This is a genomic window from Kribbella sp. CA-247076, assembly GCF_050942445.1.
In the GTDB taxonomy this organism is placed as follows: Bacteria; Actinomycetota; Actinomycetes; order Propionibacteriales; family Kribbellaceae; genus Kribbella.
On the sequence record NZ_CP192051.1, the window covers coordinates 4,309,937 to 4,334,347 of the forward strand.

A 24,411-nucleotide genomic window follows, 5' to 3' on the forward strand; every position below is an offset into this window, starting at 1 on the left:
GTTTACAGTCGGCGGAGGTTCGTCGGTGGAGCCGCGGCCGCCGGGGCCATTCTGAGCGTCGGTGGCTGGGCGTCCCCGGCCGCGGCGGCCGCCGGCTCCACCCCGCGAAGCCTCGGATCGGTCCCGGGGGCGCCAGGACTCCCGCGAGGGTTCGAGCGCGTGTTCAGGAGCCGGTACGTCGACGTCGGCGACGTACGCCTGCACGCCGTGACCGGAGGCGAAGGACCGCCGCTGCTGCTCGTGCACGGCTGGCCGCAGACCTGGTACGCGTGGCGACTGGTGATGCCGGCGCTCGCTCGTCACTACCACGTTGTCGCCGTGGACCAGCGCGGCATCGGGCTCTCCGACAAACCCGAGGGCGGCTACGACTCCGCCGGCCTCGCCCGGGACATGGTGACGTTGATGCAGGCGCTGGGTCACCAACGGTTCTCGGTCTTCGGCACCGACGTCGGCATGCCGATCGCGTACGCCGTTGCCGCCGACCACCCCGATCGCGTCGACCGCCTGGCGGTCGCCGAGGCCTTCCTGCCGGGGATCGACGGCGGGGCGACCCTGATCCGCCTGCTGCAGCCGAACCAGCTTCTCAACGCCAGGCTCTGGCACCTGATCTTCAACCAACTGCCGCCGGACGTGAACGAGGCACTCGTCCGGGATCGTGAGGACGTCTTCTTCGGCGCCGAGTTCGACTACTCGGCCGGAACCAGCAAGCTGCCCGACGAGACCGTCCGGTACTACGTTCGCATGCTGCGCTCCGATCGGCACGCGCTCCGCGGCAGCTTCGGGTTCTACCGCGCGCTGTGGACCACGGCCGAGCAGAACGTCGCACGCAGGGCACACAAGCTCAGCATGCCCGTCCTCGCCATGGGCGGTGAACAGAGCGCCGGACTCTCGATCGGTCCGTTGATGACGAGCGTCGCGGCGAACGTCCAGTCGGTGTCCATTCCCGGTGCCGGCCACTGGATCGCCGAGCAGTCTCCCGACGCGGTTCTCGCCGCCCTGACCACGTTCCTGGCCGGCTGACGGTGTGCGCATCGCCGGCGCCCGGGCATCGGGCGCCGGCCCGGCTACGAGCTCCGGGTCCGCACGGTGTCTCTGAGGTCCCGGCGCGACTTGATGCCGAGCTTGATGAACACGTTGGTCAGGTGCCACTCCACGGTCCGGGTGCTGATGAAGAGCTCCGCGCCAATCTCGGTGTTCGTGCGCCCGTCGCGCGCCAGACGGGCGATGTGCTCCTCCTGTGGGGTCAAGTCGTGACGCGTCTCGACCGTGCGCTTGCGCACCGTCTCGCCGGTGGCCAGCAACTCGCGACGCGCGCGTTCGGCGAACGCCTCGGCGCCCATCGTCGAGAACAGCTCGTACGACCGGCGGAGTTGCTCGCGCGCCTCGGCACGCCGACGCTCCCGGCGGAGCCACTCGCCGTACACCAGGTGTGCACGCGCCGCCTCGGTCTGGAGCCGGGTCCTGCTCAGGCGGTCGACCGCCTCACGGTAGAGACTCTCGGCCGGCCGTCCCTCGCTGAGCATCGCGCGTGCGCGCGCCCCGAGTCCGAGTCCCCAATCGCTGTCCGCGGGCAGGGCGCTGTCGAGCAGCTCCTCCAAGGCGCCGGCGGCAACCTCTCGCTGTCCACACCGAACGGCCGCTTCGATGCGCTCCGGGAGCATCCAGGTCGAGATGTAGAGACCGGGCGTCTCGGTGCTCGCTGGGGAGGCCATCGCCATCGCTTCCTCGTACCGGCCGAGACTGTTGTTCAGGATCGCCGCCGTCCAGTGCGCGAGGTCGACCCCAAGCCCCTCGCCGCGGGCGACCGAGTCCTCGATGGTTGCCGCGATCAGCGCGGTCGCCGGAGCGACCTTGCCCTGGTAGGCGTTCAGCAGCAGGGCGCCGTACGGCGCGATCTGGGTGCCGGTGACCTGCTTGACCGCGGCGTCCTCCGCCACCAGCGCCTCCGCGCCGGCCAGGTCGCCGGTCCAGGTGGTGATCATCGCCTGGCCGTTGAGAGTGATCGACAGCATCGCGAACGCGCCGGCGTCCCGGGCGAAGGCGACCTGCCGCGTCGTCTCCAGCCAGCTGTCGAAGTCCCAGATCGTGACCGCTGCCGACGACGCCAGTACACCCCATTGCAGCCAGCTCTCCGGCGGGAGCGGGCGTGCGAGCAGGGCGTTGACGGCGCCGCGGAGGATCGGCGTCGCCTCGGCGCGGCTGTCGGTGACGAGGGTGGCCAGGCCGTCGAGCAGGTCGTCGAAAGGATCCGCCGAATCCGGGACCCGGAGCGCGGCCTTCGCGGCCCGAGACACCTCGCGCAGACCGCCGCCGGGGTTGGCCAGATGCCCGGCGAACAGCGCGGCGCCCCAGGCGTCGAGGTAGGTCTGGCGTGCGAGGACCACATCGAGCCGTTCGAGCCGCCGCGCGGCCTCGAGGAGCTGGACCGGGGCCTGGTTGCCGGCCCGCGACGCTGAGGCGAGCCGCCCCAGCATCAGCTGGACCCGGGCCTGGTGGAACTCGTCCGTCGCCTCGAACTCCGCTCTCGACAGCAACGCCGTCGCCGACTCGAACGCACCCGCCTGAAGGTTCGCCTGGGCGGCCGCGAGCCTCCGCTCGACGCGCAGTGAGGTGTCCGGAGTCAGCAGCGCCGAGTGCTCCAGGAACGCCGCGGCGGCTGCCAGACCACCGCGCGCCTGCGCCCGGCTCGCACAGCGCTCGAGCTCGGCGGCGACATCACTGTTGGGGCCTGGAGCCGCATGCGCCTGGTGCCAGGCGCGGTGGTCCGGGTCGATCGCGGGATCGGTGGCCGCGGCGAGTGCGCCGTGGGCGGCTCGTCGTTCCGAAGCCAGGGCCGAGCGGTAGACGGCCGATCGGACCAGCGGATGACGGAACCGCACGCGTGGCCCGAGGTCGATCAGCTCTTCCACCTCGGGCACGGCAGCGGCGTCCGGCCCGACGCCGAGGGTCCGGGCGGCCCGCCGGAGCAACGCTCCGTCCCCGGTGGGATCGGCGGCCGCCACCAGCATCAGCAGCCGGGACGCGTCGGACAGCGCCTTCACCCGGCGCACGTACTGGTCCTCGATCCGGCCGGGCACCGTGACCGTGGACGGGATCGCGAAGCCGCCGGCCAGGTCGACCCGGCTCATCGCCCGGGGCAACTCGATCAGTGCCAACGGATTGCCTCGCGTCTCGGCCACGATCCGATCGCGCACCTGATCGTCGAGCTGCCCGGGAATCGAGGCCGCGAGCAGCCTCTGCGAGGCCTCCACACCGAGTCCTTCGAGCGTCAACGTGGGCAGCGTCGGGAACAGCCGGTCGTCCACGGTCTCGCGGACCCCGAGCAGGAGCAGAACCGACTCCGCCCGCAGCCGCCGGCCGACGAACCCGACGACCTGGGACGACGCGTCGTCGAGCCACTGCGCATCGTCGACCAGGCAGACCAGCGGTTGCTGCGCGGCAGCCTCGGCGAGCAGGCCCAGCACGGCGAGCCCGAGGACGAAGGGATCCGGAGCAGTGCCGGACGTCAGCCCGAAGGCGACCCCGAGAACCGCTCTCTGGGGCTCAGGCAACTCACCGACGTTCTCCAGCAGCGGCTCGCACAGTTGGTGCAGCCCGGCGAACGGGAGCTCCGACTCGGACTCGACCCCGGCGATCTGGACCAGCCGGCAGTCCCCCGCCTGACGCGCGCAGTACTGCAGCAGTGCGGTCTTGCCGATCCCGGCCTCACCGCGGATGACCATGACCTCGCTCTCCCCACCGCGCACGGTTTGGAGTAACTCGTCTAGGCGCGCACACTCGCTCTCGCGCCCGAAGAAGGCCAGCGGCCCGGTGACGGCCACCCCGTGATGTTAACACGGTCACATTGCGGTCCTGATGCTGCCTGAAAGGCCTTCTGTACAAGGCTTTCGCCGGTCGTTCGGGCAGATGGACCATGAGTCACCGGGTGGGTTCGCCGGCAGCTCCCCCGGGTCCCGGCCCGGGGACAACCACGGGTCCGAACGGGCGCACGCGGCGGCCATGCTGAGGTCTCACCCACCGAAGGAGGCGTCGACCGATGTCTGTCCCCCGTGAGCCGTCGACCACCAAGCTCTGGCTCCTGAAGGAGCTCGAGGACGACAGTAGGGCAACGGATCTCGCACCTGGCGAGCTCGCTGGGCTCCGTGCCGTTGCCCACTGGATCAAAACGTTCATCGTCAACCCGCACGACGACCTGGGTCGGTCCGGACCCGTCTGCCCGTTCGTGCCCAGATCCCTGGATCGCGACCTTCTGTCACTCGCCCCGGAGCAGGTCGGCGAGCGCAACCTGGCCGAGGTCGTCGAGGTCCTGCAGGGCTATCAGCGACTGTTCACGAGCGCACAGCCCACGGACGGTGACGATGCGACCTACAAGTCCATCGTCGTGGTGTTCACCGACCTGGCCGAAGAACGCGCCGCCGGCTTCTTCGGCGACGTCCTCGAGCAGCTGGCGATGCCGTCGTACGCGGCGGACGGGTTCGTGATGGGCGGTTTCCACGAGAGCAGTCCGGGAACCGCGATCTACAACCCGGGCTTCCGGCCGTTCACCTCGCCGGTGCCCTTCCTGCTGATGAGGCACGCGGTCGTGGACGACTGGAAGTTCTTCCTGGACGACGAGGAGTGGCTCGCCCAGTGGGCGCGTCGCCATCAGGACTCCGGCGCCCACGCGCTGGCGGAGGAGCTCCGCCGCCTGCCGTGGCGGACGCGGCCGGACCGGGCCACGCCCCCTGAGGAGGTCTGAGATGCTCAGCGAGGACGAGCGGCGGAAGCTCGACGGGATCCAGCATCAGTTCGCCGACGAGGATCCGGCGTTCGTGGCGGACTTCCAGGCGCGGGTACGGCGTCTCCCGCGCGGCGACCCCGGTGTCACGGCGCGGTCGCGGGTGTACGCCGTGATGATCGGGGTCGCCGTACTGCTGGGACTCCTGCAGCTGGTCGACGGGGTGGTGGGCGGCGCTCTGTTCATGGCCACGATCGCCGGCGGTGCCTACTTCGCCCGCCACCGCGACCTCCGCCGCGCTCCGCCAGGCTGAGCCGGGCCGGCTCAGCAGCTGCCGATGTCGTGGGTGTGCAGGGCGACGAGGTGTCCCTCGCCGTCGAAGTCGGCGTAGATCTCGGTGAGGACGTGGTTGTGGCAGACGTCGCCGAGATGCACGCCGCCGATCCCGCCCTGATCGTTCGCCATCATCGGGAACCGCAACTTCGGTCGTTCCTGCTCGGTCGTCTGCTCGGCGTACGCGCTGTCCATGGTTTCCCCTCCTGTAGTACCGGACATCACCAGCGTGCGCGCGGGTCTTCAGACAGCCTTAAGGTTTGAGGAGGACCTTCAGGGCGGTGCGCTCGTCCATGGCCCGGTAGCCGGCGGCCGCCTCGGCCAGGGGCAGTTCCGCGTCGAAGACCTTGCCCGGATCGACCGTGCCGGCGAGGACGTCGGGGAGCAGCGTCTCGATGTACGCGCGCGCCGGCGCCGGTCCGCCGGTCAGCGTGATGTTGCCGCCGAACAGGCTCGGGAAGCCGACAGGAGCGTCGTTGTACTGCGGGACGCCGACCCGGCTGATGACTCCTCCCGCCCGGACGACACCGACAGCCTGGTCGTAGGCGGGCCGGTGTCCGACCGCCTCGAGGACGACATGCGTGCCGTCGCCGCCGGTCAGGTCCCGGACCTGCGCGATGCCCTCGTCACCGCGGGCGGCGACGACGTCGGTAGCGCCGTACTCGCGGCCGAGGTCGGTGCGCGAAGTGTGCCGGCCCATCAGGATGATCTGCTCGGCGCCGAGCCGTTTGGCGGACAGTACGGCGAGCAGCCCGACGGCTCCGTCGCCGATGACGGTGACGGCGGTGCGCGGGTTCACGCCGGCCTTCACGGCGGCGTGGTACCCGGTCCCGTACACGTCCGACAGCGTCAGCAGGGACGGGATCAACGGCGAGTCCTCCTCGACCGGTACGGCGACCAGCGTGCCGTCGGCCAGTGGGACGCGGACCGCCTCGGCCTGTCCGCCGTACACGTCGCCGGAGTTCCAGAACCCGCCGTGGCGGCAGGACGTCTGCAGCCCCTCGCGGCAGAACTCGCACGTCCCGTCGGACCACGCGAACGGCGCGATCACGACGTCGCCCGCCTTGACGGTCGTCACCTCGCGCCCGGTGTCCTCGACCACGCCGACGAACTCGTGCCCCATCGACTTGCCGTCCGGAGTCACCGGCATCGAGTGGTACGGGTGGAGGTCGGAGCCGCAGACGCAGGACCGGACGACCCGGACCACGGCGTCGGTCGGTTCCTTGACGATCGGGTCCGGTACGTCGACGACGCGCACGTCGCCCGCGGCGTACATGTAGGTGGCTTTCATGGGTTTCCTTCGGTCAGTAGCCAGTGGGTTCGCGTGGGGTGTAGGCGGCTTCGAGCGCGCGGAGCTCGTCGTCGGTGAGAGTAAGGTCCAACGCCGCGGCCGCGTCGGCCAGGTGGTGCTCCTTGGTGGCTCCGACGATGGGCGCGTCGACGCAGGGATTCTTCAGTACCCACGCCAGCGCGACCTGAGCCATCGGGACGCCCCTGGCTTCGGCGACCTGTTGTACGGCGTCCGCGATCGGCTTGTCGTCGTCGCTGAAGAACCGGTCGGCGACCGGGTCGTTGCCGGCCCGCGTCGTCCGCGTTCCCCACGGACGGGCCAGCCGGCCCTTGGCGAGCGGGCTCCAGGGGATCGAGCCGACGCCCTGGTCCGCGAGCAGGCCGAACATCTCGCGCTCCTCCTCACGCTGCATCAGGCTGTACTGGTTCTGCATGGACACGAACGGCGTCCAGCCGTGTAGCCGCGCGGTGTACTGCAGCTTGGAGAACTGCCAGGCCCACATCGACGACGCGCCGAGATACCGGACCTTGCCGGCCTTGACCACGTCGTGCAGTGCCTCCATCGTCTCCTCGGCCGGCGTCTCCGGGTCGAAGCGGTGGATCTGGTAGAGGTCGACGTACTCCGTGCCGAGGCGGGCCAGCGATGCGTCGATCTGCTCCATGATCGCCTTGCGGGACAGGCCGGAACCGCCCGGCCCGTCGTGCATGCGGAAGTGGACCTTGGTCGCGAGTACGACGTCCTCGCGGCGGGTGTACTCGCGGATCGCCCGCCCGACGATCTCCTCGGACGTGCCGAACCCGTACACGTTCGCGGTGTCCCAGAACGTGATGCCGAGCTCCAGCGCCTGCCGGAAGATCGGCTCCGCCCCCGCGTCGTCGAGCGCCCACTCGTTGAACCCCCGCGACGTATCCCCGAAACTCATACACCCCAGCGCGATCCGGCTGACCCTCAACCCGGAACCACCAAGTCTGGTGTACTCCATCAGCCCTCCTCCTTGCCCTCCGCCTGGCCGAACACCTTCTTGGCGACGGTGATCGCGGACATCGCCCGCGGCCAGCCCGCGTAGAAGGCGAGGTGGATGATGACCTCCTTGAGCTCGGCCTCGGTCAGACCGTTCGCCTTCGCCCGCGCGAGGTGATTGGTGAGCTGTTCCGTGCTGCCGTTGGTGATGAGGGCGGCACACGTGATCAGGCTGCGATCGCGCGGGCTCAGCTCGGCTCTGGTCCAGATGTCACCGAACAGCACATCGTCGGTGAGCTCGACCAGCTTGGGCGCGAAGTCTCCGATGGCTTGCTGGGCTGGGGTGAGACTCATGGAACCGTGTCCTCGGGTTGGGGTTGGGCTTGGTGGTAGGTGGTGTCGGGGAGGTGTTCGCCCCAGGTGGTTTCCGGTACGTCGGGGTCGCCGGTGCCGTCCCAGATCGCCAGGTGGGTCATGAAGCAGTCCGCGGTCGCACCGTGCCAGTGCCACTCCCCCGGCGGCGTACGCACGGTGTCGCCCGGGCGCATCACGATCACCTGGCCGTCCCGGGTGCCGACCAGGCCCACGCCCTCCGTGACGTGCAGCGTCTGCCCGGTCGCGTGCACGTGCCACGCCGTACGGGCGCCGGGCGCGAAGTGCACCGCGTTGACCCGGGCTCGTGACGGCTCCTCCCCGCGGTAGAGCTGGTCGAACCAGACGTCGCCCGTGAAGCTCTCTGCCGGCCCCTTGCCGGTGGCCGGTCGTGTCAGTCTCTCCATGCGTTCGCTTTCTGGAAGGTGCGGATGTCCATCCAGTGAACGGCGTTCGGCCTGGCTACGGGAGTCCCTGCCGTTCCGGGTAATGGGAGTACCTCCCTCGGGCTCGTGGCGGCGTCTACGGTGGGGGGATGGACAACCGGGCGGAGGTGCGTGAGTTCCTCGCCTCGCGGCGGGCACGGATCACGCCCGAGCAGGCAGGCCTGCCGTCGTACGGCGGAAACCGGCGGGTCAAGGGGCTCCGCCGCGAAGAGGTGGCGCTGCTGGCCGGGATGAGCATCGACTACTACGTCCGGCTCGAGCGCGGGAACCTGTCCGGCGCCTCGGACGCCGTCCTCGAAGGCCTGGCCCGCGCCTTGCAACTCGACGACGCCGAGCGCTCGCACCTGTTCGACCTGGCTCGCGCCTGCGAGTCGGTCCCGGCCCGCAAGCGCAAGCTCGCGCCGGCCACCGTGCCGGCCAGTGTGCAGCTCGTCCTGGACTCGGTCACCGACGCGCCCGCCTGGGTCCGCAACGCCCGCCACGACGTCCTCGCCGCCAACCGGATGGCCCGCGCGCTCTACGCCCCACTGCTCGCCGACCCACGCCGGCCGGCCAACACCGCCCGGTTCATCTACCTGGACCCGGCGTCCCAGGACTTCTTCCAGGACTGGGAGCGCGCCGCCGACGACATCGCCGCCATGCTCCGCTCCGAGGCCGGCCGGAACCCGCACGACAAGAAGCTGATCGAGCTCATCGGCGAGCTCTCCACCCGCAGCGAGGACTTCCGGACCCGCTGGGCGGCCCACAACGTGCGCTTCCACCGCACCGGCGTCAAGAAGCTCCACCACCCGGCCGTCGGCGACCTCGACCTGACCTTCGAGGCGATGGAGTTCCCCGCCCACCCCGGCCTCACCCTCCTCGTGTACGCCGCCCCCGCCGGCACCCCCACCGCCGACAGCCTCAAACTCCTCGCCAGCTGGGCAGCCACCGCCGAACAAACCGGCGACCTCCCCACCCACACCCCACCAGCCTGACCGCTCACCGGCCGGGAGCGTGGAGCGTGCCTCCGGTTCGTCGGCGCTCCGGAGTCTCGCTCTTCGCCGACGTGGCCACCCAGCTCCGGAGCAGGTCGAGCCCGTCTGCCGACGGGCTACCGGGGTCGGCGAGGTAGGCGACGATCCTGATGTCGGGATTCGAGCCCAGCGTCAGGGTCTCGTAGTCGAGCACGATGTCACCGACGACAGGGTGCCGGATCGCCTTCGTCCCGGTCGTGTGGACCTTCACGGTGTGTCCGGCCCACCAGGTGCGGAACTCGGGACTGTGAGTGGCCAGCTCACCGACCAGGGCCATCAGGGCACGGTCGGAGGGGTCGTGGCCGGCGAGGAGTCGCAGGACCGAGACGGAGTGCCGGGCGCCGCCTTCCCAGTCGACGTAGAAGTCGCGTGAGCGGTTGTCGAGGAACAGGTAGCGGGTGTGATTGACCGGCTCGCCGCTGTCCGGGAACAGATGGGGAAACAGTGCGCGCCCGAGCGCGTTGGACCCGACGACGTCCCCGAGACGTCCGAGGGCGACCGTGGGCACGTCCGGCATGGCGTCGATCAGCTGCGCCGCCCGCCGCGGCAGCCGCGGCCGTGCCTTGCCGCGGGCCGTGCCCGTGCCCCCGGACGCCCGGGCCAAGTCGAAGAGGTGCTGGGTCTCGGCATCGTCCAGGCGGAGCGCACGGGCGAGCGACCGCAGCACGCTCTCGGAGACTCCGCGGAGGTTTCCCCGTTCCATCCGGGTGTAGTACGCCGTACTCACGCCCGCCAACTGGGCGACCTCCTCGCGGCGTAGCCCCGGGACCCGGCGTTCGTCACCGACGATAGGGATGCCGGCGTCGTCGGGGGTGAGCCGTGCCCGCAGTCCGGTGAGGAACTGCCGCACCTCCGCTCGGATGTCCATGGTGGTGACCGTACCGCGCGGCGTCGGCGGCGTGGGAGTGACTGTGAGTGCCCCCCAGGGCTGGGCGGCGACCGCCGCCGAGGGATAACAGCAGTAACTCCCGGCCGCGCGTCCACCCCGCCTACGGTCGAGCTATGCACCAGCACACTGTCACGCTGAACAACGGTGTGGATCTGCCGGCCATCGGGCTCGGCGTGTTCCAGACCCCGCCCGAGGCCACGACGGCCGCTGTCGAGGAAGCGTTGCGCGTGGGCTACCGGCACATCGACACAGCGGCCGCGTACCTCAACGAGCGCGAGGTCGGCGAAGGCATCCGCCGGTCGGGTCTCGGCCGCGACGAGGTGTTCGTGGAGACGAAGATCTGGATCAACGACTACGGGCGCGACGCCACACTGCACGCGTTCGACAAGAGTGCCGGCAAGCTGGACGTCGAGTGGCTGGACCTGCTGATCCTGCATCAGCCACTCCCCTCGGCCTTCGACCGCACGCTCGACGCCTACCGGGCGCTCGAGAAACTGCTTGCCGATGGCAAGGTCCGCGCCATCGGCGTGAGCAACTTCCTGCCGGCACACCTCGACCGTCTGCTCGCCGGGACGTCCGTCGTTCCGGCCGTGAACCAGATCGAGCTGCACCCGTACTTCCAGCAGCCCGCCCTGCGGCGTGTGCACGCCGAGCACGGCATCCACACGCAGGCCTGGTCACCGATCGGCGGCATCACGTCGTACCGCGCCGCCGGGCGAACCACCTTCGACGACCCCGCGCTGCTCGAGATCGCCCGTGCGCACGGCAGGTCCACCGCCCAGGTGATGCTCCGCTGGCACCTGCAGCAGGGGCGTTCGGCGATCCCGAACTCGACCCGGCCGGACCGGATCGCCGAGAATTTCGCCGTGTTCGACTTCGAGCTCACCACCGGAGAACTCGCGGCGATCGATGCCCTCGACACCGGAGTACGCGGCGGTCCCGAGCCCGACAGCATCACCCTCGATGCGTTCGGCCGGGAGATCCCGGAGGCGTGAGACCGATGCGCCGCCGTACTCTTCTCACGAGTTCCCTTGCCGTGGTCGCCGGCGCGGCGTCCGGCACCAGCCTCACGGGCTGCAGCGAGCGCCCTTCGACGTCCGCCACCCCGACGCCACGACCGTCCGGTACGCCGGGCGCACGCGTCCTGGTCGCCTACTTCTCCAGGGCCGGCGAGAACTACTACTACGGCGACACGACGATCCTCGAGGTCGGCAACACCCAGGTCGTAGCGGAGATGATCACCGCCGCCGTCGAGGCCGATGGCTACCGGATCGAAGCCGCGGACCCCTATCCGGACGGCTACCGGGCAACCGTGGAGCGCAACGTACGGGAACAGAACGAGGACGCTCGTCCTGCGATCGCCGGCGCGCTGCCCGACGTCGACGACTACGACACCGTCCTGCTCGGCAGCGGGATCTGGAACGTCCAGCCCCCCATGATCATGCGCACCTTCGTCGAGGGCGTCGACCTCAGCGGCAAGCGGATCTTCCCGTTCGTGACTTACGCGGTCAGCGGACTGGGCCGAACAGTGGACGATTACACCCGCCACTGTCCTCGGTCGACGATTGGCGACGCCCTCGCCGTCCGTGGCGAACAGGTCCGGGACGCACGGCCTGAGGTCGAAGCCTGGCTTCGCCGGATCGGACTGCTTCCCCGCTGACCGCCGCGCGACCTCTCGAGAACTGTCCGTGGGGGCGTTTACGCTGCGGGCATGAATCGGATCGAGCGGCTGTACGCGCTCGTGGAGGAGTTGCGGGCGGCGGGGCGGCGGGGGCGGACGGCCCGGCAGTTGGCCGCGCACTTCGAGGTGAGTGTGCGGACGATCGAGCGCGACCTGAGCGCGCTCGGGCAGGCGGGGGTGCCGCTGGCAACGAAGCAGGGGCGGGGCGGCGGCTTCACGCTGGACCGTTCGATGAGCCTGCCGCCGCTCAACTTCACGCCACGGGAGGCGGCGGCCGTCGCGGTCGCGCTGAGCCGGAGTGAACACGTGCTGTTCCGGAAGGACGCCCGCAGCGCGCTGCAGAAGATCATGGCCGCGATGCCGGAGCGGGAGCTGGCCGAGGCGCGGACGACGGCCGACAAGGTCCGGCTGCTCGTGCAGCCGGTCCCCGACCCGGACGCCGGCGTGGCCGAGACCATCTGGCGGGCCGCCCGCGACAACCACGTCCTCCGGATCCGCTACGTCGACGTCGGCGGCGTCGAGACGGTCCGCGAGGTCGAGCCGCAGTACGTCGTCGTCGGCCCGAACGGCTCGTACCTGACGGCCTGGTGTCACCTGCGCGCGGACGACCGGGTGTTCCGGATGGACCGGATCACCGCGGCCGAGCGGTCGCCTCGCCTGCCGCGCCCGCGCGCCGTCCCGGAGCCGGTCGTCGACGGCCATGAGCTGAGGCTGCCGGCCTCCGCGCTGCGACCGGACGCCACCGCCGCAGCATCGACCGCCGGCCCGGAAATTCCGTCGGCGAACTCCGACATAGGGCTGTCGCGGACGACCGGGACGCTGGATGCGACCCGCCGCTCCGGTGGGTGATCCGAGCAGAGGAGATGGACCCATGACCAACCCGGCTCCCGGCACGCTGGCCTGGTTCGAGGTCGCGACCAGCGATCCCGACGGCGCGCAGAAGTTCTACGGCAGCCTCTTCGACTGGACCTTTGAGCCCGACGGGCCCGCGGCGTCCGGCGGGATGGACTACCGCAACATCACCGCCTCCGGCGCGGGCGCGCCGATGGGCGGCCTCGCCGGCACCGGCGGCCAGTCGCCGGACCACTCGATCTTTTACATCCTGGTCGCCGACGTGGAGGCCACGTGCGCCGACGCCACCCAGTTGGGTGGCTCGGTCGTCAGCAAGCACCTGGACCCCGGCCCCGGCGCGCCGACGTTCGCCTACCTGCGCGACCCGGGCGGGAACCTGTTCGGCGTCTTCACCCCACCGGCGGCCTGATGCCCGCCGACGACCTGACGACGTCCCCGCCGGAACCCTCCGGCGGGGACGCCCGCGAGCCGAACGACGGCGACGCCCGCGAGCTGTACGACGAGCTCACCGACGACCTGCTGTACGACCCGGCGATCGGCCGGGCCACGATGATGGGCTACCCCTGTGTCCGGCTGGCCGGACGGTTCCTCGCCAGCTACGACGACAAGGCCGGCTGTCTGGTCGTGAAGCTCCCGCGCGAGCGCGTCACCGCCCTAGTGGAGGCCGGCACCGGCGAGCCGTTCGCGCCCGCCGGCAAGGTGTTCCGCGAATGGGTCGCGATCACCACGGTCGATCGTGAGCTCTGGACCGCCGTACTCGCCGAGTCCGTGGACTTCGCGCGGAAGTCGCTGCTGGCCGACGGCTGACCTCGTGTGGTCTGATCAGGACCAGCTGTCCATCTGACACCGGCGGCGTTCGTTGTGAGGGTGAGAGCGGGAGCTGTTGCCCGCGGCACGGAGGGATCACCACGATGACGTACTACCTGCTACGCCCCGGCCGAGCCGTCCAAGGGCCGCCGAGGTCGGACGAGGAGCTGCGACAGCACATGGAGGCGATCCGGGAGTTGGAGGCGGAGCTGAAGTCCGCCGGTGCCTGGGTCTTCGGTGGACGGTTGCACGACCCCTCGACCGCCACGGTCGTCCGGGCGGACGACCACGACGTACTGACCACTGACGGGCCGTTCGCCGAGACCAAGGACCACCTCGGCGGGTTCTACCTGATCCGCACCGGCGACCTGGACGACGCGCTGGCGTGGGCCGGCAAGGTCAGCGCGCTGATCGGTGCCTCGATCGAGGTCCGGCCGTTCGTGGACGAGCTGACCTCGTAGCCGCCGATGGCCGCCGACCGGGACACGATCGGCCGGATCTTCCGCGCGGAGGCCGGCCGATCCGTCGCGGCCCTGATGACGATGTTCGGCGACCTCGACCTGGCCGAGGACGCGGTCCAGGACGCCTTCGCGATCGCCGTACGGCGCTGGCCGGACGACGGACTGCCGCCGAACCCCGGCGCCTGGATCACTACGACCGCCCGCCACCGGGCGATCGACAAGGTACGCCGTGATGCCCGAGGCAACGAACTCCTCCGGAGGGCGGCCGTGGAAACCAGCGAGACCGTCCCCGACGACCGGCTGCGGCTCCTCTTCACCTGTTGCCATCCGTCGCTCGCCCCGCAGAGCCAGGTCGAGCTCACCCTGCGGCTGTTGTGCGGACTGTCGACCGCCGAGGTCGCCCGGGCGTTCCTCACCACCGAAGCGACGATGGCGAAGCGGCTGGTCCGCACCAAGCACAAGATCAAGGCTGCGAACATCCCGTACCGCACCCCCGGCGACACCGAACTTCCCGGCCGGCTGCACGCCGTGCTGACCGCGGTCTACCTGACCTACACCACCGGCTACGGGCAGCCCGGCTCCTCCCCCGACCTCACCGAGGAAGCGATCCGGCTCGGCCGGACACTCCGGCTGCTCATGCCCGACGAGGCCGAGGTCGCCGGGCTGCTCGCGCTGATGCTGCTCACCCAGGCGCGACGCCGCAGTCGCACCGACCCGGCCGGCGAGCTCGTCCTGCTGCGCGACCAGGACCGCCGGCTGTGGGACCGCGAGCTGATCCAGGAAGGGCACCGCCTCGTCCTCTGGTGCCTCCGGCGCGACCAGCCCGGCCGGTTCCAGGTGGAGGCCGCGATCGCCGCCGTTCATGCGGACGCCGCGGTCTTCGACGACACCGACTGGACCCAGATCCTTGCCCTGTACAACCAACTGATCGCGGTCGCGCCCACCCCCGTCGTCGCCCTGAACCGGGCGGTCGCCGTCGGCGAGGTCCACGGCGCCGCCCGCGGTCTGCACGAGCTCGACCAGCTCAACCTCGCCGGCTACTACCCGTTCCACGCGGCCCGCGCCGAGTTCCTCGCCCGCCAGGGCCGCACCGACGACGCCGCCGAAGCCTTCCGGACCGCTGCGTCCCTGGCGCCGGACAGCCCGGAGCGCGACTACCTCACCAGACGCGGCGCGCAGATAACCGAGGTTCGCTAGGCCAGGTCGGACCAGCCGTGGTGCTCGGTCAACCGCGCCTCCACCCGGGCGATGTCCTCCGGGCTCGGCAGCGCATCGGTGATCTTCGTGATGTGTACGCCGATCTCGTGGCCCGCCTGCTCCGGGGTCGTCCCACCACCCAGGTCGTCGATCTGGAGTGCGATCTCGCGCACCTCGTCCTCGGTCAACCGGCGTCGCAGCAACGCCAGCAGCGGGATGTAGTCCCTCGGCGGGACGCCTTCGGGGTAGCCCTCGCGCAACCACGCGAGCACGCGACCGACGCGCGCGGCCATCTCAGCCCTCCTTGGTGACGAACGTCGGATACCCGTGCTCGAAGGAGACCTCCTTGCCGAACCCGCTCGCCGCGACGATCGTGATGCCGAGCACGACGCCGGCGAGTACGACGAGGAAGCACACGCCGGCCAGCAGCCTGCCGAGTGGGTGCGGGCGCTCGTGGCTCACCTCGGCGTCACCTCCGTGCGCCCAGGCGAGCGACCGGATGCCGATCGCGAACACGACCGGGAACGCCGCGCCGAACAGCAGACTGGCGATCAGGACCCGCCACGCGCCGTCGAGGGCGTACTGCAGGTTGTCGATCATTTGGCCACCTCCGGTTGGGGCCGGCTGAGGGACGGCGTACCCGTCCACTCGTGGTTGACGTTGCCGGCCGAGACCGGCTGCAGACGGGACCGGGCGTACAGGAAACCGGAGACCGCGAGCAGCACCGCGAACACGACGACCGGTCCGGCGTACCCGCCGAGGGCGTCGCCGATCCACCACATCGCCGCGCCGATCACCCCCGCCGCGGGCAGAGTGGTGAGCCAGGCCACCAGCATCCGGCCGGCGATCCCCCACCGGACCTCGGCGCCCGGCTTACCGATGCCGGTGCCGACGATCGACCCGGTGGCGACCTGGGTGGTCGACAGCGCGAAGCCCAGATGGCTCGAGGTCAGAATGACCGCGGCCGACGCGCTCTCGGCGGCCATCCCCTGCGGCGAACGGATCTCGACCAGGCCCTTCCCCAGGGTGCGGATGATCCGCCAGCCGCCGGCGTACGTCCCGATCGCGATCGCCAGGGCGCAGGTCAGCTTGACCCAGAACGGGATGGCCCCGGTGTCGTCCCAATGACCGCTGGCGATCAGCGCGAGCGTGATCACGCCCATCGTCTTCTGCGCGTCGTTGGTGCCGTGCGCCAGCGAGACCAGCGACGCGCTGCCGATCTGCCCCCACCGGAACCCGGTCTCGGTGAAGCGCTGGGCGACCCCGGCGGTGATCCGGAAGATCAGCCAGGTGCCGACCGCGGCGACCGCGGCGGCGATCACCGGGGACGCCACCGCCGGCAGCACCACCTTGCCCAGGACGCCGTCGAGTTCGCTGCCGTCGCCGTTCCAGTTCACCCCGCCGAGGCCGAGCCCGGCGATCGTCGAGCCGATCAGGCCGCCGAACAGCGCGTGCGAGGACGACGACGGCAGACCCAGCAGCCAGGTGGTGAGGTTCCAGACGATGCCGCCGACCAGCCCGGCCAGGACGATCAGCAACAGCGCGTACCCCTGATCCGCGACCAGGTCGGCGCGTGGACCGCCGTCCTTGTCCTGGACCTTGACGACGGCGTTCGTGACGGTCAGGGCGACCTCGACGGACAGGAACGCGCCGAGGAGGTTGAGGACCGCCGAGAGTGCGACGGCGATCTTGGGTCGCAGGGCACCGGTCGCGATCGACGTCGCCATCGCGTTCGCGGTGTCGTGAAATCCGTTGGTGAAGTCGAACGCCAAGGCGGTGACGACCACCAGCGCCAGCATCAGGGTCGCGGCATCCATGCTCCTCCCGTGGACAACCCGCCTTGACCTCACACCCCCGCCGCCGGCCATTTCACCTGACGTTCACGTGCGAGTCACCAATCGGTCGGGGCGACCGGAGCGACCGTGCTACGTTGCGGTCCCTGACCAGGTGGGCCGGGGAGGCAGGCGTGCAGGCAGTCGTCTACGACCGGTACGGCGCGCCCGACGTACTGCGGCTGGAGGAAGTCCCCACGCCGTCACCGGCCGCCGGCCAGGTACGGATCCGGGTCGTGGCGACCTCGATCAATCTGAGCGATTGGGAGTGCCTGCGCGGAACGCCGGCGTACGCGCGGATCGGCGGGCTGCGGGCACCGGCGCGCCATACGCTCGGGTCGGACATCGCCGGGGTGGTGGACGCGGTCGGTGAGGGCGTGACCCGGTTCCGGCCGGGCGACGAGGTGTACGGCGACAATCTCGGGCTGAAAGGTGGATTCGCGGAGTACGCGATCGCGCCGGAATCGGTGCTGGCGCACAAGCCCACGCAGCTCACCTTCGCGCAGGCGTCGACGATCCCCCAGTCGGGGGCGATCGCGCTGCAGGGCACGCAGGGGGCCGCGGCGGATCGGCGGGCGCTGATCAACGGCGCCGGTGGTGGGACCGGGCCGTTCGCGATCCAGCTCGCCAAGCGGCTCGGTGCGCACGTCACCGGGGTCGACAACGCCGGCAAGCTCGACTTCATGCGGTCGGTCGGCGCGGACGAGGTGATCGACTACCGCCGCGACGACTTCACCAGGACCGCTCCGTACGACCTGATCCTGGATCTGGTCGCGCATCGCTCGGTGTTCGCCTACCGGCGTGCGCTGGTGCGTGGCGGCCGCTACCGGTGTGTGGGCGGGTCGGTGCCGACGTTGCTGCGGGTGCTCACCGCGGGCTGGGTGGTCGGTCGCTCCAGCGGCCGCGCTATCGACGTCCTCCCGGTCAAGGAGGGACCGGCCTACTTCGAGGCCTGACCGCTCTCTGCACCACCGGCGAGCTCGCCATCCACATCGACCGGACGTTCGCGCTCGACGAGGTCTCCGCGGCCCTCACCCACGTAGGCGAGGGCCGCGCGCTCGGCAAGGTGGTCGTGAGCGTCTCCTGACCTCGGGACAAACTTGCTGCCGAAGCTCCAGGAAGGTCAGTGGGTCTTCGTCTGGAGCCAGGCGGGGATGTACTGCGGTTCGCGGGGGAACTCGGTGAGGTCGGTGGTGTAGATGGTGTCGTCGACGGGGATCGACCAGGCGGGTTCGGATTCGTAGTCGAAGTCGGTGGTGAAATGGCCGTCGGGGGTGATCGCCACCCGGGCGGTGAGCCACGCACCCTTGCCTGGTTGGTACATCTGCAGGCGCAGCGTCTCGAATCGGTCCTCGAGACCGTCCGGGATCGGGTCGAGCTGCGCCTGTCGGCCGTCCGGGTGGGTGACGGTGGCGTCCAGTTCGGCGTACGCCGCCGTCGCGAGATAGGTCGCGCTCACCTCGCGCCACCCCTGCGGCAGTCCGGCCGTCAGCGCGCGGGCGATCTGGTCGATGGTGTCCATCTCGTTCGACATCCGGCTCACTCACGGTCCTTGGTCGGCTGCGGGGTGGTCTCCTTGAAGATACGCCGTGGCGACCGCCGGCCCTCGTGGCGGTCGACGACGGCGCGGGCGGACGGCCGGCGTGACGTACCGTCGGCGTACCGGACGTCGATGCTGGCATGCACCTGGATGCCGGCGGCGCGCAACGCCTGCCAGCTCTCCTCCATCCGGCGCCAGTTGTCGCTGCCCTTCACCGCCTGGTTCTGCGTGCGCGACTGCGCGGTCAGGTTGATCGCCTCCCCCGGGCCGTCGAACTTCGTCGCGAACAGGTGCCCACCGTCGTCGTTCCACTGCCGGTCGGGTTCACCTGCCGCCCGCTGCGCGTCCAGGTTGCGGCGCTCGTCGTTCTCCTTCGACGGCAGCCAGCCGAGCCATCCCTCGGCATGCGTCACCCGTCCGGCCCGGTCGGTCGCGTACAAGTACCGGTCGTCGACGACGTACACCGAGGACGGGTCCGGTCCGGACAGGTTGTCGTTCCACCGGCCGGCGCGGCCCGATTTCTCCTTGTACACCGGCAACTCGGCGTACCGGTCCGGCACCTGCACCACGTCACCCGGGCCGTACCCGACGGCCTCGACATCGGCCGGATCCGCAGCCTGCTCGGCCCGTTCTGAACCGTGGGGCGGTCGTTCAGACATGCCAGCACCGTACCGCCTCCCCAGTCCGCCGCCACCCGATCTGGTAAGACTCGAGCATGGACGAACCATCGACCTGCGGTGAGGGCCTCGCCAGCCGGTCCACTGTGCCCCGCAAGCTCGGCGAGTTGCTCGCCGCAACAGCCTCGCTGCTCGAGTCCCACATGACCGCGCTGGACCCGGCGGATCCCGAGGCCAAGGCGGAGCTCGACGCGTACGTCGCCTTGGTGGCGAGCCACCGTGAGATCGCTGAGCGGCTGGCAGGGCTGGCCGATCAGATGGCCGGCTACCGAGGGCTCCCGATGCCGGCCCACGACGAGGCCGCGCTCTCAACTCCGGCCGCGCTCACCGTCTTCGAGGACTTCATCCGGTCCGAGCAAGAAGTCGCCGCCTTGCTGCTGCGGCACTCGCAGGAGGACCGGGAACTGCTGGGCTGACGGCCGGCTTCCCTCGCGAGGGGGAGGTGGTTCCCACCCGTGGGTGAGGACGCCGGGGCTGAGGCGGTGCCATCGTCAGGGATCGACGAAGTCATCCTGACCGACGAGGTTTCCCCATGTCTGCGAGTGCCGGGCTGCGAGCGGCCTGGAAGAACGCCCACGCCCCCGTTGCCGGAGTACCTGCCGCGGCACGCATCGCGGCGTACACGATCCCGCTTCTGGTGCTGCCGTCGAGCATCTGGCGGATCACGACGGTCACCGTGTTCCACATCGGTGCCGACGCCGAGTCGGCTGGGGACGTGCCGTCCTGGCTGCCGATGGAGGTGTACGTCGTCCTGCTGTCGATCCTGTCGGAGTTGCTCGCGTTCACCGCGATCGGCCTGATCGCCCGGTGGGGCGAGGTCGTCCCCCGCTGGATCCCGGGGCTCGCCGGCCGGCGCATCCCCGTGCCTGCGGTCGTCGTTCCAGGGTTCCTCGGCGCCGCCGCGCTCACCTTCCTGTGCGCGCTGGTCACCGTGACCTCCGCGGTCGGCGTCGACGTCCGCGGCCGCCCGCTGAGCAGCGACGCGCCGCTGCACACCGACAGCGTGCACGGCGTGCTCACGCTGGTTTCCTATCTCCCGCTGCTGTTCTGGGGACCGTTGCTCGGCTTCGTCACCGTCGCCTACTGGCGCCGCCGCACGCAGGTCTTGTCGGACGCGTCCTAGAGGCGGCGGGTGTTTCTAAGGGTGACGACGGCTGCTTCGGTGCGGCGTTCGACGGCGAGCTTGCGGAGGAGGGACGCGACGTAGTGCTTGACGGTCTTCTCGGCGAGGTAGAGGGTGCGGGCGATCTGGCGGTTGGTGCGACCGTCGGCGATCTCGGCGAGGACGCGGCGTTCCGGCGTACTGAGGTCGGCGTACCGCGGGTCCTCCTCCTGGCGGAAGCCTGCCAGCACGCGGGTCGTCATCACCGGGTCGAGTAGTGACTCGCCGGCCGCGAGGCGTCGGATGGCGCCGACGAGGTCACCGGTGTTCAGTTGCTTCAGTTGGTACCCGGCGGCGCCGGCCATGATCGAGGTGAACAGGGCGTCGTCGGCGGAGTACGACGTCAGCATCAAGCAGGCCGGTGGATCGTCCATCGAGGACCGGATCTCCCGGCAGACGGAGATGCCGTCGCCGTCGGGCAGCCTCACGTCGAGCAGGGCGACGTCCGGTCGGACGGCGGGGATCCGCGCGATCGCCTCGGCCGCGGTGGACGCGTCCCCCACGACCTCGAGGTCGGGCTCGTCCTCCAGCAGCAGGCGCAGGCCCAGCCGGACCACCTCGTGGTCGTCCAGCACAAAGACCCTGATCGCCATCGCCGTCTCCTTCACTCCCGCCGCCGCGCTCTGCCCCTCAGCCTGAGCGCATCGCCTGCGAACCGGCAGGGCCGTCGGTCCCGACCACTCAGGACCTTCGGCGCCACACCCGGCCGGTACCCGCCGTCTAGGACCACAATCGGCCTCGCTGTGACTCGCTCGAGAGCTTCAGCCGCACGCGGCGGATCACACTCCAGAGCCGGCTGCACGAGACACTGCTCGGCCGCGCGGTCACCCGGGTCGGCGGTCGCGGGCTTCGGTGAGTGGCGGAGGGGCCTCGCGGCCTTGGCGGCTGCTCGAGTAGGCGCGTTCGCGGAGGTCGCGGAGCCAGCGCGGGGCCGGCTGGGCAGTCGGTGGATGGTTCAGAATCGGGTCGAAGACGATCCCGCTGCCGTCGATCACCTCATCGATGGTGAGCCGACCGACCGGACGCCACTCGGCGGTCTCATCCCCCAGGTACAAGGTGAAGTCCGGCGGCTCCTTCAACTCCCGGACCGACGCGTGACCGACAGGCGGGCCTGACGGCGTCAGCATCAGCCACCACCACCGGCCGGCGGATTCGTACGGCGCCAGCGTTCCGTAGCGCGGGGTCGCCCAGTCCCCCGCGGGCGTCGGCAGCCACCGGGTCCAGACCCCTTCACCCGAGCTGGAGAACAGGAAGTCGCCCACGTCGATCCGGAGAGCCAGTCCGAGTACGTCGGGCCACCCGCCAGGTGTCCCGGCGCCCTTCGACAGCCGGACCGTCGCGACGTGGTCACCGTCGGGGATCACCGGCGTGGGCTGGTCGACCACGAGCCGGGCGGCGAACGTGACGCCGCGCGGATGCACCGCGGGCGAACCCCGCAGCCGCGCCAGCGACCGGAAGAACGCCGAGAACCCGTTCGTCGGCACATCCTTCAGCAGTCGGACCAGCCGGTTCACGATCGACGCCGGTGACTGATCGGACCCTGGCTGAGCAGATCGGCCAGTTCACCGGCCACCGTACGACGTCGCAGTACGGCCGTCGATCCGGCCGACGCATAGCTCATGCCCTCGATGGTTTCCCGCAGTACGCCCATCGCGTCGACCGTCGGTGACCAGCCGAGCTCGCGCTTGGCGCGCGAGCTGTCCAGGGCCGGTGCGACGCAGCCCATGTCCAGCCACCCGGGTCCGACCGGCTGCAGCCGCGCTTGCCAGCTCGCCAACATCAGCGCGCGAAGCACTGGTGCAGGCGTCTTGACCCAGCGCGCGCCGAGAGCCTCCGCGATCATCGGCGCGGTGGCCGGTTCATCCGCGGCCAGGTTGAACGCTCCGGTCGCGCGCTGCCGCAGAACCCGCGCGATCGCGTCCGCGACGTCGTCCGCATGCACCATCGCGACCGTCAGCCCGTCCGGCATCGGGAGCACAGGCACCGCGCTCATGGTCCTGGACGGGATCAGCACCGGCAACGCGTACCGCAGCAACGCGCTACCGGCCGCGCGCTGCCCGATGATCCCGGGCCGCAACCGGGCCACCGCCGTACCTTCGGCGGACCGTTCGAACGCATCCAGCAGCTTCTCCGCCGCGGCCTTGTGATTGCTGTACGACGAGCTCGGCACGCCGTCGACCGGCCAGTCCTCGCCGACCGGATCGGTGTCCTGCTTCGGCGAGTACGCGCCGACCGACGACATGTGCACGACGTGTCCGACCCCGGCCGAGGCGCACGCATCAAGGACCCGCTGCGTGCCGCCGACACCGACAGACTCGAGATAGCGGATGTCGTGCGACGGCTGGAACGCCCACGCGAGGTGCACCACCGCATCCGCGCCCCGCACCGCCTCCTCCAGCTCACGTGCGCAGTCCGGGCTGGACAGGTCGACCGACACCCACTGACCCGACGCGGCCCGCTCAGGCACCCGCCGTACGACGCCGACCACGTCATACTCCCCCGCCGCCGCCGCCAACCGGCGCCGCAGAGCACTACCCACATTGCCACTGGCCCCGGTAATCACAACTCGCACACCGCCAGCGGTACCCCGCGCACCAGGCTCTATTCCCGATCAGCGCGAGTGTTGAGGTTGTGTTGCAGTGGGGTTGCGTCGTCGAACTGCTGATGTCGGTTGGTCGTCTCAGTGTGCATTGCCGGGTCGATCGGGGCTCGGGGCGTGCGTGGTCGTCGGGTGGGGATTCGGTGGGCCGCGGGCGGAATTCGGGGTGTGCGGAAATTCTGGGGGATTTTCATGGGTACGGCGGTAGCGGTGCCGGACGTCGTGTTGCCGGCGGAACTGCCTGTGGGCAGACGGGTTCTGAAGCATCCGCGGTTGATGCAAAGCCATCGGTTGATGTTTCTCGTCCTGGTCGGCAATCTCGCGGTCTTCGCGTTCGGAATTGACTGGTGGGACGACGTCGTGAAGGTCGCACTGGCGGCGCAGGTGAATTTCGCGGTGGGCATTCTGGTGCGGCAGCAATTCTTCGTGAACGCCCTTTCCCACTTGGTGATGAAGGTGCCGAGGTCGTGGCCGCTACGACTGCGGTGGGCGCTGGCGAAGGGCTACCACCTCGGTGGCCTGCACGTCGGGGGCGCCGCGTGTGGGACCTTGTGGTTCCTGGCGCTGGCCGTGCTTGCGACCGGGCAGGTGCGCTCAGGCTTACTGTTCGTGTACTACGTGCAGGCGCTCCTGCTGCTCGGGATCGTGATGACGTCGCGCCCGGGTTTCCGGGCCAGGCGACATGACCTGTTCGAGCGGGTCCACCGGTTCGGCGGCTGGGGGCTGTCGGCGTTGTTCTGGATCGGGGCGGTGCTGCTCGTCGACGAGCGGCGTACCGAGCCCTTGGCCGCGGCGCTCGCGAGTACGCCGACGATCTGGGTGCTCGCGGTCACCACACTCAGCTCGATGGCGCCGTGGATGTTGCTGCGCCGGATCCCGATCGAGGTCGTCAGGCCGTCATCGCATGTCGCGTTGGTGCGCGCCGGTCGCCGTACGCCGATGGCCGGGTCGACGCGGTCGATCTCGCGGCACCCGCTGCGGCAGTGGCACAGCTTCGCGGTGATCCCGACGCCCGGCGCGCCCGGGTTCCGGATGGCGGTGTCCCGGGCGGGCGACTGGACCGGGGAGTTCATCGACGACCCGCCCGCGCACGTCTGGGTACGCGGTGTCGCGACCGCCGGCATGGCCAACTACGGCACTGTCTTCCGCCGGGTCGTGTACGTCGTGACCGGGAGCGGGATCGGGCCCGCGCTCGCCCATGTCCTGGCCGACCGGGTGCCGCACCAGCTGGTGTGGGTGACGCGCGACCCGGTGAAGACCTACGGCCAAGAGCTGGTCGACGAGATCCTGGCCGCGCAGCCCGACACGCTGATCTGGGACACCGACGCGTGCGGCAAACCCGACATGGTGAAGCTTGCGTACTCGGCGTACGCATCCTTCGGCGCGGAGGCCGTGATCTGCGTGTCGAACAGGAGAGTGACCTGGTCGGTGGTGCACGGGTTGGAGCGACTCGGCATCCCGGCGCTCGGGCCGATCTGGGATTCCTGAGTCCGGTTCCTGGCCGCCACGGGGGTGGTGCGGTTTACGCTGGGGCAGGTCGGTGGCTGGGGGCGGGGCCGGGCGGGGAATGGTTCGGGTCAGC

At 70.4% G+C, this 24,411-nt stretch carries 31 protein-coding genes; 16 read left to right on the plus strand and 15 right to left on the minus strand.

The window, feature by feature from the left end; genetic code table 11:
• The first annotated feature begins 159 nt into the window (after positions 1 to 159).
• Positions 160 to 1,020: an alpha/beta fold hydrolase gene (locus ACQPYZ_RS20355; RefSeq protein ID WP_433158190.1), complete on the plus strand. Its 861-nt coding sequence runs from the start codon at positions 160 to 162 to the stop codon at positions 1,018 to 1,020.
• 44 nt (positions 1,021 to 1,064) lie between these two features.
• Here ACQPYZ_RS20355 and ACQPYZ_RS20360 read toward each other — a convergent pair whose 3' ends face one another.
• Entirely contained in the window at positions 1,065 to 3,821 is a 2,757-nt protein-coding gene (locus tag ACQPYZ_RS20360) for a helix-turn-helix transcriptional regulator (protein ID WP_433158192.1), read from the minus strand.
• Between the two features lie 215 nt (positions 3,822 to 4,036).
• Between ACQPYZ_RS20360 and ACQPYZ_RS20365 the strand changes: the two genes are divergently transcribed.
• A complete protein-coding gene (locus tag ACQPYZ_RS20365; RefSeq protein WP_433158195.1) occupies positions 4,037 to 4,738 on the plus strand; it encodes a DUF6875 domain-containing protein in 702 nt (233 codons plus the stop codon).
• A 1-nt stretch (position 4,739) separates the two neighbouring features.
• Entirely contained in the window at positions 4,740 to 5,030 is a 291-nt protein-coding gene (locus tag ACQPYZ_RS20370) for a DUF3040 domain-containing protein (RefSeq protein WP_433158198.1), read from the plus strand.
• Between the two features lie 11 nt (positions 5,031 to 5,041).
• Here the strand turns inward: ACQPYZ_RS20370 and ACQPYZ_RS20375 are convergent, their stop codons facing one another.
• From ACQPYZ_RS20375 to ACQPYZ_RS20395, 5 genes are read right to left on the minus strand one after another with little or no spacing between them, the layout of a single operon-like run.
• Complete coding sequence (locus tag ACQPYZ_RS20375) at positions 5,042 to 5,245, minus strand: hypothetical protein (RefSeq protein WP_433158201.1); 204 nt, start codon at positions 5,243 to 5,245, stop codon at positions 5,042 to 5,044.
• A gap of 58 nt (positions 5,246 to 5,303) precedes the next feature.
• Positions 5,304 to 6,341, minus strand: a complete 1,038-nt coding sequence (locus ACQPYZ_RS20380; RefSeq protein WP_433158204.1) for a zinc-binding dehydrogenase — start codon at positions 6,339 to 6,341, stop codon at positions 5,304 to 5,306.
• Positions 6,342 to 6,354: 13 nt separating this feature from the next.
• The gene (locus tag ACQPYZ_RS20385) at positions 6,355 to 7,323 is read right to left on the minus strand and encodes an aldo/keto reductase (RefSeq protein WP_433158206.1); all 969 of its coding nucleotides are present in this window, start codon (positions 7,321 to 7,323) and stop codon (positions 6,355 to 6,357) included.
• Positions 7,323 to 7,655, minus strand: a complete 333-nt coding sequence (locus tag ACQPYZ_RS20390; protein WP_433158209.1) for a carboxymuconolactone decarboxylase family protein — start codon at positions 7,653 to 7,655, stop codon at positions 7,323 to 7,325. Before ACQPYZ_RS20390 ends, ACQPYZ_RS20385 begins: the two co-directional genes overlap by 1 nt.
• Positions 7,652 to 8,080: a (R)-mandelonitrile lyase gene (locus ACQPYZ_RS20395; RefSeq protein WP_433158212.1), complete on the minus strand. Its 429-nt coding sequence runs from the start codon at positions 8,078 to 8,080 to the stop codon at positions 7,652 to 7,654. The genes ACQPYZ_RS20390 and ACQPYZ_RS20395 overlap by 4 nt, the downstream gene beginning before the upstream one ends.
• A gap of 128 nt (positions 8,081 to 8,208) precedes the next feature.
• Between ACQPYZ_RS20395 and ACQPYZ_RS20400 the strand changes: the two genes are divergently transcribed.
• Complete coding sequence (locus tag ACQPYZ_RS20400; RefSeq protein WP_433158215.1) at positions 8,209 to 9,093, plus strand: helix-turn-helix transcriptional regulator; 885 nt, start codon at positions 8,209 to 8,211, stop codon at positions 9,091 to 9,093.
• Between the two features lie 4 nt (positions 9,094 to 9,097).
• Here ACQPYZ_RS20400 and ACQPYZ_RS20405 read toward each other — a convergent pair whose 3' ends face one another.
• Positions 9,098 to 10,000: a helix-turn-helix transcriptional regulator gene (locus tag ACQPYZ_RS20405; protein ID WP_433158218.1), complete on the minus strand. Its 903-nt coding sequence runs from the start codon at positions 9,998 to 10,000 to the stop codon at positions 9,098 to 9,100.
• Positions 10,001 to 10,134: 134 nt separating this feature from the next.
• On the opposite strand from ACQPYZ_RS20405, the gene ACQPYZ_RS20410 reads away from it, so the two are divergent.
• The 7 genes from ACQPYZ_RS20410 to ACQPYZ_RS20440 all read left to right on the plus strand — a co-directional run bounded on the left by ACQPYZ_RS20410 (position 10,135) and on the right by ACQPYZ_RS20440 (position 15,019).
• Positions 10,135 to 11,016: an aldo/keto reductase gene (locus ACQPYZ_RS20410; RefSeq protein WP_433158220.1), complete on the plus strand. Its 882-nt coding sequence runs from the start codon at positions 10,135 to 10,137 to the stop codon at positions 11,014 to 11,016.
• Between the two features lie 5 nt (positions 11,017 to 11,021).
• Complete coding sequence (locus ACQPYZ_RS20415) at positions 11,022 to 11,681, plus strand: flavodoxin (RefSeq protein WP_433158222.1); 660 nt, start codon at positions 11,022 to 11,024, stop codon at positions 11,679 to 11,681.
• Positions 11,682 to 11,732: 51 nt separating this feature from the next.
• Positions 11,733 to 12,551, plus strand: coding sequence for a helix-turn-helix transcriptional regulator (locus ACQPYZ_RS20420; protein WP_433158225.1), 819 nt, complete (start codon positions 11,733 to 11,735; stop codon positions 12,549 to 12,551).
• A 22-nt stretch (positions 12,552 to 12,573) separates the two neighbouring features.
• Positions 12,574 to 12,963, plus strand: a complete 390-nt coding sequence (locus ACQPYZ_RS20425; RefSeq protein WP_433158228.1) for a VOC family protein — start codon at positions 12,574 to 12,576, stop codon at positions 12,961 to 12,963.
• Complete coding sequence (locus tag ACQPYZ_RS20430; RefSeq protein WP_433158231.1) at positions 12,963 to 13,361, plus strand: hypothetical protein; 399 nt, start codon at positions 12,963 to 12,965, stop codon at positions 13,359 to 13,361. The genes ACQPYZ_RS20425 and ACQPYZ_RS20430 overlap by 1 nt, the downstream gene beginning before the upstream one ends.
• Positions 13,362 to 13,465: 104 nt before the next feature.
• Positions 13,466 to 13,822 (plus strand): YciI family protein, encoded by a 357-nt coding sequence (locus tag ACQPYZ_RS20435; RefSeq protein WP_433158234.1) that lies wholly within the window; start codon positions 13,466 to 13,468, stop codon positions 13,820 to 13,822.
• 6 nt (positions 13,823 to 13,828) lie between these two features.
• Positions 13,829 to 15,019, plus strand: a complete 1,191-nt coding sequence (locus ACQPYZ_RS20440) for an RNA polymerase sigma factor (protein WP_433158237.1) — start codon at positions 13,829 to 13,831, stop codon at positions 15,017 to 15,019.
• Here the strand turns inward: ACQPYZ_RS20440 and ACQPYZ_RS20445 are convergent.
• From ACQPYZ_RS20445 to ACQPYZ_RS20455, 3 genes are read right to left on the minus strand one after another with little or no spacing between them, the layout of a single operon-like run.
• The gene (locus tag ACQPYZ_RS20445) at positions 15,016 to 15,312 is read right to left on the minus strand and encodes a DUF3349 domain-containing protein (protein WP_433158240.1); all 297 of its coding nucleotides are present in this window, start codon (positions 15,310 to 15,312) and stop codon (positions 15,016 to 15,018) included. The genes ACQPYZ_RS20440 and ACQPYZ_RS20445 overlap by 4 nt on opposite strands.
• A 1-nt stretch (position 15,313) precedes the next feature.
• Positions 15,314 to 15,619, minus strand: a complete 306-nt coding sequence (locus tag ACQPYZ_RS20450) for a hypothetical protein (protein WP_433158243.1) — start codon at positions 15,617 to 15,619, stop codon at positions 15,314 to 15,316.
• Positions 15,616 to 16,836: an anion permease gene (locus tag ACQPYZ_RS20455; RefSeq protein WP_433158245.1), complete on the minus strand. Its 1,221-nt coding sequence runs from the start codon at positions 16,834 to 16,836 to the stop codon at positions 15,616 to 15,618. The genes ACQPYZ_RS20450 and ACQPYZ_RS20455 overlap by 4 nt, the downstream gene beginning before the upstream one ends.
• A gap of 149 nt (positions 16,837 to 16,985) precedes the next feature.
• Between ACQPYZ_RS20455 and ACQPYZ_RS20460 the strand changes: the two genes are divergently transcribed.
• Both ACQPYZ_RS20460 and ACQPYZ_RS20465 read left to right on the plus strand, forming a co-directional pair.
• Positions 16,986 to 17,807, plus strand: coding sequence for an NAD(P)-dependent alcohol dehydrogenase (locus tag ACQPYZ_RS20460; RefSeq protein ID WP_433158248.1), 822 nt, complete (start codon positions 16,986 to 16,988; stop codon positions 17,805 to 17,807).
• Positions 17,804 to 17,938: a zinc-binding dehydrogenase gene (locus tag ACQPYZ_RS20465; protein ID WP_433169725.1), complete on the plus strand. Its 135-nt coding sequence runs from the start codon at positions 17,804 to 17,806 to the stop codon at positions 17,936 to 17,938. The genes ACQPYZ_RS20460 and ACQPYZ_RS20465 overlap by 4 nt, the downstream gene beginning before the upstream one ends.
• Positions 17,939 to 17,974: 36 nt before the next feature.
• Here the strand turns inward: ACQPYZ_RS20465 and ACQPYZ_RS20470 are convergent, their stop codons facing one another.
• On the minus strand, positions 17,975 to 18,394 hold the full coding sequence (locus ACQPYZ_RS20470) for a hypothetical protein (RefSeq protein WP_433158251.1): 420 nt from the start codon (positions 18,392 to 18,394) through the stop codon (positions 17,975 to 17,977).
• The gene (locus ACQPYZ_RS20475; protein WP_433158254.1) at positions 18,391 to 19,050 is read right to left on the minus strand and encodes a DNA/RNA non-specific endonuclease; all 660 of its coding nucleotides are present in this window, start codon (positions 19,048 to 19,050) and stop codon (positions 18,391 to 18,393) included. Before ACQPYZ_RS20475 ends, ACQPYZ_RS20470 begins: the two co-directional genes overlap by 4 nt.
• Before the next feature lie 56 nt (positions 19,051 to 19,106).
• On the opposite strand from ACQPYZ_RS20475, the gene ACQPYZ_RS20480 reads away from it, so the two are divergent.
• A complete protein-coding gene (locus tag ACQPYZ_RS20480; RefSeq protein ID WP_433158257.1) occupies positions 19,107 to 19,484 on the plus strand; it encodes a hypothetical protein in 378 nt (125 codons plus the stop codon).
• 116 nt (positions 19,485 to 19,600) lie between these two features.
• Entirely contained in the window at positions 19,601 to 20,191 is a 591-nt protein-coding gene (locus ACQPYZ_RS20485) for a hypothetical protein (protein WP_433158259.1), read from the plus strand.
• Here the strand turns inward: ACQPYZ_RS20485 and ACQPYZ_RS20490 are convergent.
• From ACQPYZ_RS20490 to ACQPYZ_RS20500, 3 genes are all read right to left on the minus strand, one after another.
• Positions 20,188 to 20,823 (minus strand): response regulator, encoded by a 636-nt coding sequence (locus ACQPYZ_RS20490; RefSeq protein WP_433158262.1) that lies wholly within the window; start codon positions 20,821 to 20,823, stop codon positions 20,188 to 20,190. The two genes, ACQPYZ_RS20485 and ACQPYZ_RS20490, sit on opposite strands and share 4 nt — an antisense overlap.
• A gap of 231 nt (positions 20,824 to 21,054) precedes the next feature.
• Positions 21,055 to 21,744 carry a hypothetical protein gene (locus ACQPYZ_RS20495; RefSeq protein ID WP_433158264.1) on the minus strand — a complete coding sequence of 230 codons (690 nt, stop codon included), beginning with the start codon at positions 21,742 to 21,744 and terminating at the stop codon, positions 21,055 to 21,057.
• Complete coding sequence (locus tag ACQPYZ_RS20500) at positions 21,741 to 22,769, minus strand: NAD-dependent epimerase/dehydratase family protein (RefSeq protein ID WP_433158267.1); 1,029 nt, start codon at positions 22,767 to 22,769, stop codon at positions 21,741 to 21,743. Before ACQPYZ_RS20500 ends, ACQPYZ_RS20495 begins: the two co-directional genes overlap by 4 nt.
• 354 nt (positions 22,770 to 23,123) lie before the next feature.
• On the opposite strand from ACQPYZ_RS20500, the gene ACQPYZ_RS20505 reads away from it, so the two are divergent.
• A complete protein-coding gene (locus ACQPYZ_RS20505) occupies positions 23,124 to 24,317 on the plus strand; it encodes a hypothetical protein (protein WP_433158270.1) in 1,194 nt (397 codons plus the stop codon).
• Positions 24,318 to 24,411 lie beyond the last annotated feature (94 nt).

Bases quoted from the DNA above. Each gene is read 5' to 3' on its own strand.
- ACQPYZ_RS20390 (WP_433158209.1), bottom strand. From the start codon at position 7,655: ATGAGTCTCACCCCAGCCCAGCAAGCCATCGGAGACTTCGCGCCCAAG.
- ACQPYZ_RS20415 (WP_433158222.1), top strand. From the start codon at position 11,022: ATGCGCCGCCGTACTCTTCTCACGAGTTCCCTTGCCGTGGTCGCCGGC.
- ACQPYZ_RS20385 (WP_433158206.1), bottom strand. From the start codon at position 7,323: ATGGAGTACACCAGACTTGGTGGTTCCGGGTTGAGGGTCAGCCGGATC.
- ACQPYZ_RS20485 (WP_433158259.1), top strand. From the start codon at position 19,601: ATGTCTGCGAGTGCCGGGCTGCGAGCGGCCTGGAAGAACGCCCACGCC.
- ACQPYZ_RS20365 (WP_433158195.1), top strand. From the start codon at position 4,037: ATGTCTGTCCCCCGTGAGCCGTCGACCACCAAGCTCTGGCTCCTGAAG.
- ACQPYZ_RS20505 (WP_433158270.1), top strand. From the start codon at position 23,124: ATGTTTCTCGTCCTGGTCGGCAATCTCGCGGTCTTCGCGTTCGGAATT.
- ACQPYZ_RS20435 (WP_433158234.1), top strand. From the start codon at position 13,466: ATGACGTACTACCTGCTACGCCCCGGCCGAGCCGTCCAAGGGCCGCCG.
- ACQPYZ_RS20475 (WP_433158254.1), bottom strand. From the start codon at position 19,050: ATGTCTGAACGACCGCCCCACGGTTCAGAACGGGCCGAGCAGGCTGCG.
- ACQPYZ_RS20395 (WP_433158212.1), bottom strand. From the start codon at position 8,080: ATGGAGAGACTGACACGACCGGCCACCGGCAAGGGGCCGGCAGAGAGC.
- ACQPYZ_RS20405 (WP_433158218.1), bottom strand. From the start codon at position 10,000: ATGGACATCCGAGCGGAGGTGCGGCAGTTCCTCACCGGACTGCGGGCA.
- ACQPYZ_RS20490 (WP_433158262.1), bottom strand. From the start codon at position 20,823: ATGGCGATCAGGGTCTTTGTGCTGGACGACCACGAGGTGGTCCGGCTG.
- ACQPYZ_RS20400 (WP_433158215.1), top strand. From the start codon at position 8,209: ATGGACAACCGGGCGGAGGTGCGTGAGTTCCTCGCCTCGCGGCGGGCA.
- ACQPYZ_RS20440 (WP_433158237.1), top strand. From the start codon at position 13,829: ATGGCCGCCGACCGGGACACGATCGGCCGGATCTTCCGCGCGGAGGCC.
- ACQPYZ_RS20480 (WP_433158257.1), top strand. From the start codon at position 19,107: ATGGACGAACCATCGACCTGCGGTGAGGGCCTCGCCAGCCGGTCCACT.
- ACQPYZ_RS20370 (WP_433158198.1), top strand. From the start codon at position 4,740: ATGCTCAGCGAGGACGAGCGGCGGAAGCTCGACGGGATCCAGCATCAG.
- ACQPYZ_RS20380 (WP_433158204.1), bottom strand. From the start codon at position 6,341: ATGAAAGCCACCTACATGTACGCCGCGGGCGACGTGCGCGTCGTCGAC.
- ACQPYZ_RS20420 (WP_433158225.1), top strand. From the start codon at position 11,733: ATGAATCGGATCGAGCGGCTGTACGCGCTCGTGGAGGAGTTGCGGGCG.
- ACQPYZ_RS20455 (WP_433158245.1), bottom strand. From the start codon at position 16,836: ATGGATGCCGCGACCCTGATGCTGGCGCTGGTGGTCGTCACCGCCTTG.
- ACQPYZ_RS20450 (WP_433158243.1), bottom strand. From the start codon at position 15,619: ATGATCGACAACCTGCAGTACGCCCTCGACGGCGCGTGGCGGGTCCTG.
- ACQPYZ_RS20445 (WP_433158240.1), bottom strand. From the start codon at position 15,312: ATGGCCGCGCGCGTCGGTCGCGTGCTCGCGTGGTTGCGCGAGGGCTAC.
- ACQPYZ_RS20430 (WP_433158231.1), top strand. From the start codon at position 12,963: ATGCCCGCCGACGACCTGACGACGTCCCCGCCGGAACCCTCCGGCGGG.
- ACQPYZ_RS20410 (WP_433158220.1), top strand. From the start codon at position 10,135: ATGCACCAGCACACTGTCACGCTGAACAACGGTGTGGATCTGCCGGCC.
- ACQPYZ_RS20375 (WP_433158201.1), bottom strand. From the start codon at position 5,245: ATGGACAGCGCGTACGCCGAGCAGACGACCGAGCAGGAACGACCGAAG.
- ACQPYZ_RS20425 (WP_433158228.1), top strand. From the start codon at position 12,574: ATGACCAACCCGGCTCCCGGCACGCTGGCCTGGTTCGAGGTCGCGACC.